The following is a 14,830-nucleotide window of genomic DNA, read 5'->3' as shown; positions in this document are numbered from 1 at the left end:
AGATATTATCGAAAAGAAAACAAAAATATTAGCAACACTAGGGCCAAATAGTGATGACCTTGATACTATAGAAGGTTTAATAAAATCTGGCGTAAATATGTTTCGTTTAAATTTTTCACATGGAACACATAAATACCATTTGAAAACATTAAATACAATTAGAATTGCAATGACAAATTTAGATAAGACTGTAGGGGTACTTCAAGATATTTCTGGCCCAAAGGTTAGAGTTGGAGAATTAAAAGAGAAGTTTGAGTTAAAAAAAGATGATTTAATCACTTTTTTATCTGAAGAAATAATTGGTTATCAAAAGTGCGAAAACGAATATATAGTTTCTATAAATTATCCAGATATTTTAAAGAAAATAAAACTTGATGAATATATATATTTATATGATGGAACAATTAGAGCAAAAGTAATTAAAATCGATGGAGATGTACAAGCAAGAATAGAAAATAATGGTACTTTATCTTCTAAAAAAGGTGTAAATTTCCCAAATACACAAATTGATATTAATGTTATTACTAAAAAAGACGAAGAAGATATTGCATGGGGAGTTGAAAATGCAGTAGACTATTTTGCAATCTCTTTTGTTCAAAATGCAAAAGATATGCAAAAAGCTAGAAGTTTATTAAATGGCTATGATGGAAAACTAATAGCAAAGATTGAAAAATTTGATGCAGTTGAAAATATCGATGAAATAATATCTCATAGCGATGGAATAATGGTTGCTAGGGGTGATTTAGGTATTGAAGTTCCTTATTATGATGTTCCTACAATTCAAAAGATGTTAATTAGAAAATCAAATGAAGCAGGAATTCCAGTAATTACAGCAACACAAATGTTGTTATCTATGACAGATAATGAAAGAGCAACAAGAGCAGAAATATCTGATGTTGCAAATGCTGTTCTTGATGGAACTGATGTTGTAATGCTTAGTGAAGAAACAGCTGTTGGTGAAAATCCAATAAATGTGGTAAATACTATGAGTAATATTATTCTAAAAACTGAAGAGATATACAAATATGAAAAACAAGATAAGTTTGAGTATCTTGATGAATTTGATGTGATACAAGCAACAGTTACAAAACTAGCTGATGATTTAGATGCAAAAGCAATATTATCCCTAACAAGTTCTGGAAAATCTGCTATTAAAATGTCTAGATATAGACCAAAGTCACCTATTTATGCTTTTACTCATAGTAGCAAAGTTTTAAATTCTTTAAATCCTATTTGGGGTGTTGAACCAATTGCTAAGTTTAAAGAAGCAAGGGCTAGTAGAATGATAAAAAAAATGTTGAAGATTTTAAAGAATAGAAATCAGCTTGATGAAAATGGTCCATACATTGTAACTATAGGTTATCCAGCAGGAGTTCCTGGTAGTACAAATACAATTAAAGTACTAAATAGCTCTGAAATAAAATATTATTTAAATTATGTAATAAGCAAAAAAAAATATATTAACTATTAATCAATAAAATGGTATTATTCTCGTCAAATTTAACGAGAATAATATAGGATAATGATGGATAAGTATATACTTTTAATAGATACTGAAGATGCAAAAGGACTTGTTTATAACATTTCAAAAGTTCTTTTTGCAAACAACTTAAATATAGAACAAAATGCTGAATATGTAGATTCAGAAACTAACAAATTTTTTATGAGAACAATTATCTCTGGAAACGTTTCAAAAAATATCTTACTTAAAGAGTTAAACGAAGTTTTACCTCCAAATGCAGAAATCAAACTAAATAAAAAAACTAAAAAAGATGTAGTTATTTTAGCAACTAAAGAAACACATGTTTTAGGTGACTTATTAATCAGATATATTGATGGGGAATTAAATGCAGATATCAAAGCTGTAATTGCAAACCATGAAGATTTAAGAGATTTAGTTGAGAAGTTTGGAATTCCTTTCACTTGTATTAGTGCAGAAGGTATGGAGAGAGAAACTCATGAAGATTTAATGATTGAAGAAATCAATAAATATGAACCAGAATTAATTGTATTAGCAAAATATATGAGAATTTTAACTTCTAAATTTGTAGGAAATTTCCCTAAAAAAGTTTTAAATATTCATCATTCATTCTTACCAGCATTTATTGGTGCAAACCCATATAAACAAGCACACCAAAGAGGTGTTAAGATTATTGGAGCAACTGCACATTATGTAACTAATGATTTAGATGAAGGTCCAATTATCTCTCAAGACGTTGTAAGAGTTGACCATTCATACTCATGGCAAGATATGAGAAAAGCAGGAAGAAACGTAGAAAAAATCGTACTTTCAAATGCTTTCCAATTATTACTTGATGATAAAGTATTTGTTCATGGAAATAAGACGGTGATTTTATAATGTTTAATCTTGTTTTATTAGAACCTAGAATGCCAGGAAACGTAGGTACAATAGGAAGATTAGCATTTGCTATGGATTGTACTTTACACCTTATTAAACCTTATGGTTTTGGTGATATTACAGAAAAAGAAGTAAGACGAGCAGGGCTTGATTATTGGTTTGAATTAGATGTGAGAGAGTATGAAAATATTGAAGAGTTTTGGGAAAAGAATCCATTCTCTCCTAGACACTTCTTTGCAACAACTAAAACAACTCAAAATTACTTTGATGCAGAATTTAATACTGGTGATTATTTTTACTTCGGTAGAGAAGATGCTGGACTTCCTCAAGAAGTATTAGATAAAAGAGAAGAATCTTGTATTACTATTCCTATGACAAATGATGCTAGAAGTTTAAATATTGCAAACTCAGTATCTATTATTGCTTATGAAGCATTAAGACAAAACTTTAAAGATTTTAAATAATTTAAAATCTTTAAAGCTTACTTTTTATTTTAATTAACACATTTTTAACTATTTATAACTATAATAATAAAATATGAATTTAATCAAGGATATTTATTGCATAAGATATTGGTTTTAGAAGATGATGAACTATTTGCAAGTACATTAGAGGACTTTTTGGAAGATGAGGGTTTTTGTGTAGATATTGCTTATGACGGTGAAGCTTGCTTAGATTTAAACTATGAAAATAAATATGACTTATATATTTTTGATATTAATGTACCAAAAATAAATGGTCTTGACCTTCTTGAACAACTTAGAAGTTCAGGTGATCAAACCCCTTCAATTTTTTTAACATCATACAAAGATAAAGAAACTTTGCAAAAAGGTTTTAACAATGGTTGTGATGATTATCTTAAAAAACCTGTAGATTTAGATGAGTTAATATTACGAATTAGAGCTTTATTAAAACGAAATAATAAACAATTTGAAAATATTGAACTAAACAATAATTTAGTATTTAATCCTATTTCAAAAAGAGTTTTTGAAAATAATGAAGATATAAACCTTCCTGTAAAAGTATCAGAATTATTAGAGCTATTTATTGAAAATAGAGGTGAAATCGTAACTAAAGATATGATTATCTCTAAGCTTTGGGCTTGTGATGAAGAGTATAGTGAAGGTTCAATCCGAGTATATATTAATTCAATAAAAAAACTACTAGGAAAAGATTCCTTATCAAATATTAAAGGAATAGGATACAAAATTGAATTCTAAAAAAAGAGATTTTTTAATTTCAATTTCTATTATATTCACTATCACTCTAATTATTATTTTATATGTAAATCATGTTTTAATGGCACTATTTGGATTAAATCAAGAAAACTTTATTTTTCTAATTGTTCCTTTATTAATTTTAGGTCTAGCTCTTTTTCTTAGCTTTACAAATACTATTTTAAAACCTCTTTTTAGAAGTGATGATAACTTAGAAAAAAGTGTAAAAGAAACTATCCATGAACTAAATATTCCTGTTTCAACTATCAAAATGAACACACAACTTTTGGAAAAAAATGTTACAGATGAAAAGAGTGTAAAAAGATTAAAAAGAATAAAAGATGCAAGTAATAATCTTTTGAAATTATATGAAAATATGGAATATAATATTAAAAAAGAGATTGATAAAATTGATGATCAAGAGTTTTATTTAGATGATATGATTAACTCTTCTATTGAGAAGTTTGAAGACATAAAAAAAGATATTGAAATAGAATCTCTTATCCCAAATATAAAGCTTCTAACTGATTTAAATGGTTTTGAAAAGACTTTGGATAATCTAATATCAAATGCCTTAAAATATAATTCTAAATCAAATCCAAAAGTAAATATATTTTTTGAAAACAATGTCTTATCTATTTATAATAATGGTGAGAAAATCGACACAAAAAACTTATTTATAATTTTTGATAAGTATTTCCAAGAAGACTCAAGTAAAGATGGTTTTGGTCTTGGATTATCAATGGTAAAAGAATTTTGTGATAAAAATAAGATTTCTATTAAGATTGATACTTTTGATAATGGAAATCAATTTAATTTGGACTTAAAAAACATAATTATTCACTAACTGTTTACCTAAATATGTTATTATATTATATAAAATATTTAAAGGAAAGTTATGAATGAAACTCTAATATTCCCCATAGCAATAATTATTTTTGTATTAATTATTATTGCCAAAGGGGTAAGAATTGTACCTCAATCAGATTTATTTGTTATAGAAAGACTTGGGAAGTTTAATAAGATATTACATGGTGGTTTTCATGTGATTATTCCTATTGTTGATTCTGTAAGAACTAGACTTACTTCAAGAGAACAATTAGTAGATATTGAAAAACAATCAGTTATTACTAAAGACAATGTAAATATCTCTATTGATGGTATTGTATTTTGTAAAGTAGAAGATGCTAAAGAGGCTACATATAATGTTGTTGATTTCAAAAATGCAATTGCAAATCTAGCTATGACAACACTTAGATCTGAAATTGGAGGAATGGATTTAGATGATACTTTATCAAATAGAGAAAGTCTAAATGCAAAACTTCAAAGCGAACTAGGAAGTGCCGCAGCTAACTGGGGTATTAAAGTAACTCGTGTTGAAATCTCTGATATTTCTGTTCCTGCTGAAATTGAGCGTGCTATGAATATGCAAATGGAAGCTGAGAGAGAAAAAAGAGCTATTGAAACAAAAGCAAGAGCTGATAAAGAAGCTGTTATTAGAAGTGCAGAAGCTTTTAAACAAGAAGAAGTTCTAAAAGCAGAAGCAATTGAGAGAATGGCAGATGCTAAAAGATACGAACAAGAACAAATTGCAGCGGGTCAAAAACAAGCAATGGTTTTTATTAATGAATCAATGGAACAAAATAAAATGGCTGCTGAATTCTTACTTGCAAAAGATAGAGTTGCTGCATTTAAAGCCTTGGCTGAAAGTCCTTCTAATGATAAGATGATATTACCTTATGATGTAACTCAAATGATTGGAAGTACAAGTGTTTTAGGTGATGCGTTCTTTAAAGGAGTTAGTAATGGAAGTGCAAACAACAATGCTACTTGAGATAATTAATCCATATATACTTTTAGGTATTGGAGTAGTTTTAATAGGTCTTGAAGCTGTAATATCATCTTTTATTTTAATCTGGTTTGGATTAGGTTTTGTAATCACTGCTTTAATTAGTATGGTATTTCCTTTTAGTGATGGAGTATGGCAATTAGCAGTAGCATCTATAATATCGCTGATTTTTATTGTTTTATTAAGAAAAAAAGCTTTAGAAAAGTTTTTGTCATCTGAAGAAGAAATTACTGATAATTTTTTACATGAGGGTGGAATAGGGCAAATAAAAAACTCAAAGGTTTTTTTCAAAGGAACTTATTGGGAAATAGATAGTGATATCGATGATAGTGAATTTGTAGATGGTGAAAAAGTTGAAGTTATTAAGACTTACAGAAATTCTGCACAAATCAAAAAAAAGTAAACACTAATTAATATTAGAGAAGTTTATTTAAACTTCTCAAATATTTTCCTTTCTAACTCTTCAATAGTTTCAATAGCATTTTCTTCATGATCTGAAAATCCCCAGTTTACTAATACTGAATCAACACCCGCACTTGATGCTGCCATAATATCTTTGTGAGAATCACCAATTAATTGAGCGTTTTCTTTTTGGATATCATGTTTATTCAGAATTTTTTGTACCATTTCTGGATGTGGTTTTGGATTTACTACGCTATCGTAACCTAAGATTGTAGAGAAGTGTTTTTCAATTCCTACGTGATCTAACATTTTTCTAGCAAAATCAGAATTTGCATTTGTAGCTACTGCTAAAGTAAAATCATCTTTTAAATCTTCTATTAATTTTGTAATTCCATCATAAACTTCTAAGTCATATAAACAATTCTTATTATAGTACTCTTCAAATAAATGTGTTTGTTCATCTGTAAATTCTTGTGTTCCATAGAAGAATTCTGCTGAATTAATACTAGGGTCATTTACTTTTTCTAAAATATAACTTTTTTCAAGTCTTTTGAAGCCTAAATTTTCTCTTACATAATTGATTGTATTTGTTATTGCTTTTGAACTATCTACTAAAGTTCCATCCATGTCAAACATTATTAAATGCATTGTCTTTAATCCTAAAATCTTTTAATTTTTTGTATTATAATGGGATATATATAAAGACTAGATTTTATATATGTACAAAAGTGTTACTTTTCTACAACTTTTATGGAATTTATCTAAATAGGACAATTTTTATCTTGATTTAACAATTAATTAACATTTCGCCTGATATAATTTCTTCATATAGGGTATTTATATTAAATCCTCCTACTACTAATAATTTTAATTAGTATCCTATTGAATTTCGAAATTAATATAAATAATTAACATAAGCTTCGCAAATAGCGAAGCTTTTTTTTTGTCTACTATCCTAATTAAAAGTAATCTTTATTAATAACAGAATATAATACACCCCTTGGAGTTAGAATTTATGGAAACACTTAGTATCGTAACTATTATAACAATCGCAGTTCTTGGGTCCTTTGGCCACTGTGTCGGTATGTGTGGGGGTATTGTAATGGCATACTCAAGCACAAAAATTAGAAGTAATTGGTCAAAAAAAGCTCAAGCTTTTTCACATCTTTTCTATTCAATGGGAAGAATTACAACTTATGTAATTATTGGAGCTATAATTGGGTTCTTTGGAAGTGTTGTTACATTCAATTCTTTAACAAATTCATTATTACTTTTATTAACTGGTGTTATGATGATATTAGTTGGTTTTTCACTATTAGGAAAAATTAAATTTTTATCTATGTTAGAACACTCATGTTCTAAATCTACTCTTTATCAAAAAACATTCAAAAAGCTTTTAGGTTCAGATTCATTAGGAAGTTTTTATTTTCTTGGAGCTTTAAATGGACTTTTACCATGTGGTTTCGTATATGCTTTTGCAATAATTGCTGCTAGTACTGCTAGTGCTTTTTATGGTGCTATGGTTATGCTTATTTTTGGACTTAGTACTTTACCTGCTATGTTCTCTTTAGGTTTCTTTGTTGGTATGTTTAAACAATCTGACTTAAGAGATTTATTTATTAAATCTGCTGCTGTTTTAGTACTTGGATTTGGTGTATATATGATTTTTCTTGCGTATCAATTTTACACAGGCAATGTTGGACCTCTTACAAATATTTCTATCTAATGCATTAATTTAATTGTATTTAATATATAATTCCGAACTTTTAAAGTAAAAATTAAAACGAAGGAATGATATAGTATGAATAAATCAAAAAAATATTTTACTCAATTGGGTATTTTACTAGCTACTACTAATACAAAACTAAACTCTATTTACAGCTTGATTCTTAATCTATTAACTATTAGTTTTCCATCAATTTTTAAATGTCTACTTTTAAAAGAATTAAAACCAATTAATAAAGATTACCCCAATAAGGTAAACTCAGGAAACATAAATGAATAAAATACAAACTTCAAGCCTAGTTGCAGGCTTACTACTAGCAACAAACTTATACTCAAACGAAAACTTATCAGAAATTACTGTATATAGTGCAACTAAATCAGAACAATCAATTAAAGATGTAACTTCAAATATTGATGTAATTACAAAAGAAGACATTCAAGAAAAAAACTTTAATAGTGTTAGTCAAGCTCTTAATACAATTCCAGGTGTTAATCTTACAAGTAATGGTGGATTAGGACAATTAGATAATCTTACAATTAGAGGTGTAAGTGGAAAGCGAATATTAGTTTTAATTGATGGTATTAGATATAACGAAACAGCAGGTTTAAGTGGTGCAAATATTGCTCAACTTTTAATAGATGATATCGAATCTATTGAAGTAGTAAAAGGAGCTCAATCTGGAATTTGGGGTGCAGATGCTAGTGGTGGTGTTGTAAATATTATTACATCAAAGGCAAAGAAAGGTCTTCATGGTAATGTGGCTGTAGAATATGGTAGTTTTCATACAAAGAAAATATCAGCAAATGTGTCAAATAGAACAGAAAAAGGTTATATCAAAGTTGGTGCATATAGAGTTGACACTGAAGGATATAGTGCCTTTGAAGCAAAAAAAGGTTCAGCTGACTATGGAAAAAGAGGTGATGAATTAGGTTATGATAAAGATGGATATTCAAATAATACATATAATATTCAAGCAGGTTTAAATCTTAGTGATAATGATTTAATTGAGCTTTTATATAAAAAGATTGATTCTGAATATAAATATGATAATAGTTCATCTGATGATACAACTAAAAAAGGTTTTTTCAAGCAATATTTAAAATCTGCAAGTTATACTCATAAATCAGATATTTATCAAATTAAACTTAATGCTCAACAATCAAGATTTGATAGAACTCAAGGTACTTTTAATGCTATTAGTTCAGTAAATGAATTTGCTTTACAAAGTGATATTGATTATACAGATAATGGAAAATTATTAGTAGGTTTAAATAAACAAAATTTTGAATACTCTTCTAGTGAACTTAAATTTAATACTAAAGCTGTTTTCCTATCAAATTCAAATAGATTTGGTAATTTAATTTTTGCTCAAACATTAAGATTTGATGATAATAGTAAGTTTAAAGAAAAAATTACTGGTAAAATTGGTGCTAAATATTTAGTATCAGATGATTTAAATGTAAGTGCTAACTACGGAACAGCATATAATGCGCCAACTCTTAGTAATTTAAATTATACTCCTACATTAAAACCTGAAACTACAAAATCTTTAGATTTAAATGTTGAATATAAAAATTTTAAAGTAACATATTTTGAAAGTAGAATTACTGATATGATTCAATACGTATCTGGTTCATGGCCAAATACTCAGTATGAAAACCTAGATGGGGAAACAAAACTTAAAGGTTATGAACTTTCTTATAATAAAGATATTACAGAAAATACATTACTATCTTTAAACTATCTACATTTAAGTGCTAAAGATAATAAAGACCAAGATTTATCAAGAAGAGCAAAAAGAGAATTAGGTTTTGCTGTTGATTATTATGGATTTGACAAATTTCATTTTAATGTAAATGGATCTTATGTTGGAACTAGATATGATGGTGCTAATAAGACAGGTGCAGAAACTGGAAACTATACTGTTTGGAATTCAGTAGTTAATTATGAAATTAATAAAACGTTTTCTACATATTTAAAAATTGATAACTTATTTGATAAATACTACCAAAACATTGATGGGTATGCAACACCTGAAAGAAGTGGATACGTAGGATTAAAGGCAACATTCTAATATGAATAAACTAATATTTATACTTTTAATATCATGTATAAATTTATTTGGAGAGCAGAGAATAATAACTCTCTCTCCTTCAATAAATGAAATAGTATTTGCTTTAGGTGAGGGCAAGAATATTGTGGCTAATACTCAATATAGTGATTATCCTGAAGAATCAAAATCTATTCCTAAAGTAGGTGGTTACGCTACTATCTCACTAGAGAAAATTATAGCTTATAAACCTACTGTTGTAATTACTCAAAATTATGATGAAAAACTTCTTCGTAATTTAAAAGCTTTAGGAATTAATACATTAATTTTTAAAACAGATACAATTTCATCTATTAAAAAAACTATTACTACTCTTGGAAAATATTTTAAAAGAGATGAAAAAGCAAACGAGCTTGTAAAAACAATTGATGAATCTTTAGCTTCACTATCGAATATTGTAAAGAATAAAAAAATCTTAACAGTAATAGGTCCACGAAAAAATCTAAATAATCAAATCTATATTGCAGGTAATAATCTATATTTTGAAGATGTTTTAAAAGCTTCAAATAACAAAAATGCCTACTACTCTGAAAGTACAAATCAACCAGTTGTAAACTCTGAGAAGATAATAAATATGAATCCTGATATAATAGTGCTTTTATCGCCATTTTTAGATGGTAAGATAGAAGAACAAGAAAGACTAAAAACACTTTGGCAAACACTTCCAGTAAATGCAAGTATAAATAAAGATATTTATATTATTGACAAAACATATTCAGGAATTCCTAGTCATAGGGTTATATATTTTATAAGAGATTTTAAAAAGATACTAAATAATGTTAGAGATAAACAACTACAAAAGTGATATTCTAAATAATATTACTTTCCAACTAAATGATAATGACAACTTAATAATCCTAGGTGAAAATGGTGCTGGAAAGTCCACACTAGCTAAGGTTTTATCAAACTTAATAGAAAACCAAGATGTTAAACTTTTTGGTGAAAAACTTGACTCAATTGCTGATAATAAAAGAGCTACTTTAATAAACTACATACCTCCAAAACTAGAAATATTCGATGAATATCTTACTTTACGAGAGTTTATGGAACTAGCTTCTATTACATCAGTTGACAATGAAAAGATTACAAAATTAATCAAACTTTTAAAACTAGAGAAACTAGAAAATAGATATTGTAAAGCTTTTTCTTCAGGGGAAAAACAACTGTTACTTTTAGCTTCAAGTATTATGCATGATGCAAAAATCACTATTTTTGATGAACTTACTGCAAATTTAGATATTAGCAGACTAAAAGAAGTCTATGATATTTTACAATCACCTATGCTTCAACAAAAAATAGTAATTACTCATAATCTTGATTTAGCCTATGCTTTAAAATATAAAGTATTGTATTTAAAAGATGGAGAGATAGAATTTTATGGAGAACATGATGAGTTCTTTTCAAATGAAAATCTAAAAAGGTTTTACAATAATACTATTTCCAAAATAGATGAACACTTGGTGGTAAATCTATGAAAAAAGCACTATTTATTGTAAGTATATTTATTCTACTAATCGCGCCATTTCTAGGAGAAATAGCACTTAACTTAAATGAAATATTTGATTCTTCAAGTATTACTTATAAAGTATTCTGGGATTTGAGAATCTCTAGAGTTTTATTGGCCTTTTTTGTTGGTGGGATTTTAGCTTTAAGTGGTTTAATATTTCAAATCATTTTTAAAAATGCTTTGATAACTCCCTATACTTTGGGAATTGCTAGTGGAACTACTATGTTTACAGCTATTTCAATAGTATTTTTTCCTACTATGTTATTGTCTTTTTCATCTGCTTTAGGTTCATTATTTACTATTACTATTTTGTATTTTATATCACGTAGAATAAATAAAGATTCTATTGCAGTCTCAACTAACTCAATACTTCTAATAGGTATTGCATTATCGTACTTTTACTCTTCTGTGCTACTTCTAGTGTTTTATATGAGTAATTTGGAGCAAAACTACTCTATTGTTAGATTTACCCTTGGTAGTTTAGATACTGTTGGATTTACTAGCTCAATTACAGTATTTGTTACTGCAATGATTATGTATTTTACTATTTATAAAAATAGAGCAAAAATAAAACTTCTTCTAATCTCAAATGATACAGCATTTTTAAAAGGTCTAAATGTACATAAATTAAATCTTTTACTTTTAGTTGTTATCTCACTTGTTGTTGGTATTAGTATTAGTTTTGTGGGACCTATTGGTTTTGTTGGGCTTGTAGTTCCTCATATTATAAAACTTATTTACAAACAAAGTGCAGATAAGCTAATCTTTCCAGTATTTTTCTATGGGGGAATATTTTTAGTTGTTTCTGATTTAATAGCTAGGAATTTAAATACAGCTTCAAGTATTCCAATTGGTGTAGTTACTGCCTTTATTGGGGCGCCATTCTTTGTATATTTACTTATAAAGAGAAATAAAAGAGCTTAAACTCTTCTATTTCTTTTGGGCTAAAAATATACTAATAGGGTATGAAAAGTATATTTTTCCATCTTTTTTATAAGATTCTACTCCTAAAGCATTTGTTTTAATATCTTCTTGAAATATTTTTCTTATTTTATCTTCATCACCTTTATTTGGGAAAGATGCTTCTAATTGTTTTTCTAATTCTAGATTGACTTTATATGAACTTTCTTTATGATTTTTTAACTCACTATTATCAAAAAGATTGTTAAACTCTTCAAATGTTAAAGCTTTAGTATGAGATGGATCTCTTAGTTTTTCCATTTGGTTATAAGCTAATGAAACACTTTGTTTAAGTGAGACATCTACAATAATAATCTTCCCATCTTTTTTACAAACCCTTAACATCTCATCAAATACTTTTTGTGTATCTAAGAAATGATGAAAACTATATCGAGTAAATACTATATCAAAACTATTATCCTCAAAAGGTAAAACTTCAACATTTGAGTTTCTAAAATTTATATTGTTTAGTTCTTTTTCTTTTTGTAGTTTTCTAGCTTGATTTAACATCCCTTCTGTGATATCTAATCCTATTACTTCTTTTGCATGCTTTGCAAACTCACAAGTAACGATACCTGTACCACAAGCGATATCTAGAACTTTATGATATGATTTTAGCTCACACATAGAGATAATAGTATCTACACTATCGTAGTGACCTTCTATTGTTGTAAAGGGTACAGCTTGTTTTGAGAATTGTTCTATGATTTTTTCATTATGTTGTTTTTGTATATTCATACATACTCCTTTGTTTGATAAAAGAAGTTTATAAAATATAAAAATTTAAAGCTTGTACAAAATTAACATTTTAAGAAAAGATGTTTTTTTGATACTCTTTTGGTGTTAGTTGAAAGACTCTTTTAAAAGATCTATTTAAGTGGCTTTGATCGAAGAATCCGCTTCTTTGAGCTACTTCACTTATAGCAATATTTTTAGCTAATAAGTCCTTTGCAATATGTACTTTTTTATTTATTAGATATGAATGAATAGGTAAACCAAACTCTTTTTTGAATATTCTTAAAATATGAACAATTGATAAGTCCATATATTGGGAAATATCTTCTAATAATATATCATCTTCAATATTTTCTAATAAGTATTTTTCTATTTTTTTTGCTTGAATGGAGTTTTTATTATCAGTTTTTTTGAATAAAGTTTTTGAAGTATATTGTTTAAGTAGTGATAATATGAATTCTATTAAATTTTCTTCTTTTTCAATTGAGTCTGTGTCATTTGAGAAAAAGCTTTCACATAAAGAAACAAAAGTCTTATGGACTCTTTTGTCTTTAACTAAAGAAGTATTAAATAGTAAATATTCGATATTATCTTCAAATAAAGAGTTTTGCAAATCACTCATCAATGTATTATCTAAATACATAACATAACAATGTTTACATAAATTATCATGAAGCTGTGCACAATGTATTTCTTGAGGATTTATTATTGATAATTCATTTGGCTTTAATGAATCTGTTTTATTCTCAAAAATAATATCAATACTTCCTTGTTTAATTGCAGTAAATACTAGTTCTTTATGGGAGTGTTTTTTCTCACAACTTCTTACATCGTGTATATATCTTATTTCAATAAAAGGAAGTTTTTCTTTTTTGAAGATTTTATTAGACATTTATATCTTCCAGTGGAAAAGTTTGTTTATATCTGTATTCTCTTTTACTTTTTGTATTAAATCAGGAAAAAATTCTAAGAAGTCTTCTTCTAATTGAGGCATTTTATCTTGTGCTATTTCATAATAAGAAATTGCACTATCTCTTTTTGATAAACGCTCAGATAATCTTCTGTCTAGTCTTACAAAAGCTTGTTTAAGATGATTTAGGTCTTGATAGTTTAGTAAATCCCTTGAAACCATATTTGATACTATTTCTTTTGGTCTACTTGGGTAATCTATTTTTCTTTTTTCTGCATTTTTATAAAAATCATTCATAAACTCATTTAGTTCAATATTGCAAAATTTATCCCAGTTTTTAGCTAATAAATAATCATAAGTAAAATCAACAATAACAGCTTTTAATAAACCCTTATCTTTTAGTCTTTTTTTGCTTTGTTTAAATACAGCATGTGAATCGGTGTAAGAATCTATGATTTTGTGAACTTCCATACCTTTTTTTATATCTTCACTTGCATTTTCCCATGCTTTACCTTTAAGTGGGTCTGATATAAAATTTCCTACTTGAAAATCTATGTTTTGTTCAGATAAAAATACATGAGCTAACCAGTTCATTTTAGTCCTTAGTTAATAAGTGAGAGAATTTTTAGAAGTGTGTAATAGTGTAAATAAGAAAAGAGTTGTACTCTTTCTTATTTAAAAAGAATTATTTCTTTTTAGGTTTATTTTTCTTTTTAGATGCTTTTGCCATTTTAGCTTTTTTCTTAGCTTTGGCTTTATTTAAATCTACGTTTGAACCTTTTCTAGCATTAATTACTTGTTCTGAAACCTCTTTTTGGTTAAAAGAAACTGGAATTTCGTTTTTGTTTTCATTGCTTTTTCTAGCAATCTTGTCACCTTTTGTAGTATCTACACTTGAAGTGTTTTTTCTTGACATAACTTACCTTGATAAATATTTTTCGTATTGTATAGAAATTTTGGTAAAAAATCTATTATAAGGAAGAATATCAATTAATTTCTAGCAATATAAGTTTATGGTAAGATAGAAGTTACTTATATAAAATTTATTTGAAAGA

At 27.1% G+C, this 14,830-nt stretch carries 18 protein-coding genes; 13 read left to right on the top strand and 5 right to left on the bottom strand.

Going from position 1 to position 14,830, the window contains the following annotated elements:
* Nucleotides 1–7: 7 nt before the first annotated feature.
* The 7 genes from pyk (at nt 8) to ALEK_RS09690 (ending at nt 5,828) form a co-directional block, all read left to right on the top strand.
* Nucleotides 8–1,471: a pyruvate kinase gene (gene pyk / locus ALEK_RS09720; RefSeq protein ID WP_071625356.1), complete on the top strand. Its 1,464-nt coding sequence runs from the start codon at nt 8–10 to the stop codon at nt 1,469–1,471.
* 54 nt (nt 1,472–1,525) lie between these two features.
* Entirely contained in the window at nt 1,526–2,359 is an 834-nt protein-coding gene (gene purU, locus ALEK_RS09715) for a formyltetrahydrofolate deformylase (protein ID WP_071625357.1), read from the top strand.
* Nucleotides 2,359–2,823: a tRNA (cytidine(34)-2'-O)-methyltransferase gene (locus tag ALEK_RS09710; protein ID WP_071625358.1), complete on the top strand. Its 465-nt coding sequence runs from the start codon at nt 2,359–2,361 to the stop codon at nt 2,821–2,823. Before purU ends, ALEK_RS09710 begins: the two co-directional genes overlap by 1 nt.
* 96 nt (nt 2,824–2,919) lie before the next feature.
* Nucleotides 2,920–3,579 carry a response regulator transcription factor gene (locus ALEK_RS09705; RefSeq protein WP_071625359.1) on the top strand — a complete coding sequence of 220 codons (660 nt, stop codon included), beginning with the start codon at nt 2,920–2,922 and terminating at the stop codon, nt 3,577–3,579.
* Nucleotides 3,569–4,423 carry a sensor histidine kinase gene (locus ALEK_RS09700; RefSeq protein WP_071625360.1) on the top strand — a complete coding sequence of 285 codons (855 nt, stop codon included), beginning with the start codon at nt 3,569–3,571 and terminating at the stop codon, nt 4,421–4,423. Before ALEK_RS09705 ends, ALEK_RS09700 begins: the two co-directional genes overlap by 11 nt.
* A 51-nt stretch (nt 4,424–4,474) precedes the next feature.
* Nucleotides 4,475–5,410 (top strand): SPFH domain-containing protein, encoded by a 936-nt coding sequence (locus ALEK_RS09695; protein WP_071625361.1) that lies wholly within the window; start codon nt 4,475–4,477, stop codon nt 5,408–5,410.
* Nucleotides 5,382–5,828 (top strand): NfeD family protein, encoded by a 447-nt coding sequence (locus tag ALEK_RS09690; RefSeq protein WP_228146246.1) that lies wholly within the window; start codon nt 5,382–5,384, stop codon nt 5,826–5,828. The genes ALEK_RS09695 and ALEK_RS09690 overlap by 29 nt, the downstream gene beginning before the upstream one ends.
* 23 nt (nt 5,829–5,851) lie before the next feature.
* Here ALEK_RS09690 and ALEK_RS09685 read toward each other — a convergent pair whose 3' ends face one another.
* Entirely contained in the window at nt 5,852–6,475 is a 624-nt protein-coding gene (locus tag ALEK_RS09685; RefSeq protein WP_071625362.1) for an HAD family hydrolase, read from the bottom strand.
* 367 nt (nt 6,476–6,842) lie between these two features.
* Here ALEK_RS09685 and ALEK_RS09680 point away from each other — a divergent pair, with 367 nt between their 5' ends.
* From ALEK_RS09680 to ALEK_RS09655, 6 genes are all read left to right on the top strand, one after another.
* Complete coding sequence (locus ALEK_RS09680) at nt 6,843–7,553, top strand: sulfite exporter TauE/SafE family protein (RefSeq protein ID WP_071625363.1); 711 nt, start codon at nt 6,843–6,845, stop codon at nt 7,551–7,553.
* 75 nt (nt 7,554–7,628) lie between these two features.
* A complete protein-coding gene (locus ALEK_RS09675) occupies nt 7,629–7,832 on the top strand; it encodes a hypothetical protein (protein ID WP_071625364.1) in 204 nt (67 codons plus the stop codon).
* On the top strand, nt 7,825–9,627 hold the full coding sequence (locus ALEK_RS09670) for a TonB-dependent receptor domain-containing protein (protein WP_071625365.1): 1,803 nt from the start codon (nt 7,825–7,827) through the stop codon (nt 9,625–9,627). The genes ALEK_RS09675 and ALEK_RS09670 overlap by 8 nt, the downstream gene beginning before the upstream one ends.
* Before the next feature lies 1 nt (nt 9,628).
* Nucleotides 9,629–10,468 carry an ABC transporter substrate-binding protein gene (locus ALEK_RS09665; protein WP_071625366.1) on the top strand — a complete coding sequence of 280 codons (840 nt, stop codon included), beginning with the start codon at nt 9,629–9,631 and terminating at the stop codon, nt 10,466–10,468.
* On the top strand, nt 10,440–11,138 hold the full coding sequence (locus tag ALEK_RS09660; protein ID WP_071625367.1) for an ATP-binding cassette domain-containing protein: 699 nt from the start codon (nt 10,440–10,442) through the stop codon (nt 11,136–11,138). Before ALEK_RS09665 ends, ALEK_RS09660 begins: the two co-directional genes overlap by 29 nt.
* Entirely contained in the window at nt 11,135–12,094 is a 960-nt protein-coding gene (locus ALEK_RS09655) for a FecCD family ABC transporter permease (protein ID WP_071625368.1), read from the top strand. The genes ALEK_RS09660 and ALEK_RS09655 overlap by 4 nt, the downstream gene beginning before the upstream one ends.
* A 6-nt stretch (nt 12,095–12,100) precedes the next feature.
* Here ALEK_RS09655 and ALEK_RS09650 read toward each other — a convergent pair whose 3' ends face one another.
* From ALEK_RS09650 to ALEK_RS09635, 4 genes are all read right to left on the bottom strand, one after another.
* Nucleotides 12,101–12,868: a class I SAM-dependent methyltransferase gene (locus ALEK_RS09650; RefSeq protein WP_071625369.1), complete on the bottom strand. Its 768-nt coding sequence runs from the start codon at nt 12,866–12,868 to the stop codon at nt 12,101–12,103.
* A 70-nt stretch (nt 12,869–12,938) separates the two neighbouring features.
* Complete coding sequence (locus ALEK_RS09645) at nt 12,939–13,757, bottom strand: helix-turn-helix domain-containing protein (RefSeq protein WP_071625370.1); 819 nt, start codon at nt 13,755–13,757, stop codon at nt 12,939–12,941.
* Nucleotides 13,758–14,369 (bottom strand): acyl carrier protein phosphodiesterase, encoded by a 612-nt coding sequence (locus ALEK_RS09640; RefSeq protein ID WP_071625371.1) that lies wholly within the window; start codon nt 14,367–14,369, stop codon nt 13,758–13,760.
* A gap of 91 nt (nt 14,370–14,460) precedes the next feature.
* Nucleotides 14,461–14,691 carry a hypothetical protein gene (locus ALEK_RS09635; protein WP_071625372.1) on the bottom strand — a complete coding sequence of 77 codons (231 nt, stop codon included), beginning with the start codon at nt 14,689–14,691 and terminating at the stop codon, nt 14,461–14,463.
* Between the last annotated feature and the right edge of the window lie 139 nt (nt 14,692–14,830).

Source organism: Poseidonibacter lekithochrous, assembly GCF_013283835.1.
GTDB classification, from domain to species: domain Bacteria; phylum Campylobacterota; class Campylobacteria; order Campylobacterales; family Arcobacteraceae; genus Poseidonibacter; species Poseidonibacter lekithochrous.
Note: the sequence above shows the minus strand (reverse complement) of the source record. Positions and strands in the feature narration are given on the sequence as shown.

Coding starts and splice junctions, on each gene's coding strand:
- purU (WP_071625357.1), top strand. CDS start 1,526: ATGGATAAGTATATACTTTTAATAGATACTGAAGATGCAAAAGGACTT.
- ALEK_RS09710 (WP_071625358.1), top strand. CDS start 2,359: ATGTTTAATCTTGTTTTATTAGAACCTAGAATGCCAGGAAACGTAGGT.
- ALEK_RS09695 (WP_071625361.1), top strand. CDS start 4,475: ATGAATGAAACTCTAATATTCCCCATAGCAATAATTATTTTTGTATTA.
- ALEK_RS09690 (WP_228146246.1), top strand. CDS start 5,382: ATGGAAGTGCAAACAACAATGCTACTTGAGATAATTAATCCATATATA.
- ALEK_RS09685 (WP_071625362.1), bottom strand. CDS start 6,475: ATGCATTTAATAATGTTTGACATGGATGGAACTTTAGTAGATAGTTCA.
- ALEK_RS09680 (WP_071625363.1), top strand. CDS start 6,843: ATGGAAACACTTAGTATCGTAACTATTATAACAATCGCAGTTCTTGGG.
- ALEK_RS09675 (WP_071625364.1), top strand. CDS start 7,629: ATGAATAAATCAAAAAAATATTTTACTCAATTGGGTATTTTACTAGCT.
- ALEK_RS09670 (WP_071625365.1), top strand. CDS start 7,825: ATGAATAAAATACAAACTTCAAGCCTAGTTGCAGGCTTACTACTAGCA.
- ALEK_RS09665 (WP_071625366.1), top strand. CDS start 9,629: ATGAATAAACTAATATTTATACTTTTAATATCATGTATAAATTTATTT.
- ALEK_RS09660 (WP_071625367.1), top strand. CDS start 10,440: ATGTTAGAGATAAACAACTACAAAAGTGATATTCTAAATAATATTACT.
- ALEK_RS09655 (WP_071625368.1), top strand. CDS start 11,135: ATGAAAAAAGCACTATTTATTGTAAGTATATTTATTCTACTAATCGCG.
- ALEK_RS09650 (WP_071625369.1), bottom strand. CDS start 12,868: ATGAATATACAAAAACAACATAATGAAAAAATCATAGAACAATTCTCA.
- ALEK_RS09645 (WP_071625370.1), bottom strand. CDS start 13,757: ATGTCTAATAAAATCTTCAAAAAAGAAAAACTTCCTTTTATTGAAATA.
- ALEK_RS09640 (WP_071625371.1), bottom strand. CDS start 14,369: ATGAACTGGTTAGCTCATGTATTTTTATCTGAACAAAACATAGATTTT.
- ALEK_RS09635 (WP_071625372.1), bottom strand. CDS start 14,691: ATGTCAAGAAAAAACACTTCAAGTGTAGATACTACAAAAGGTGACAAG.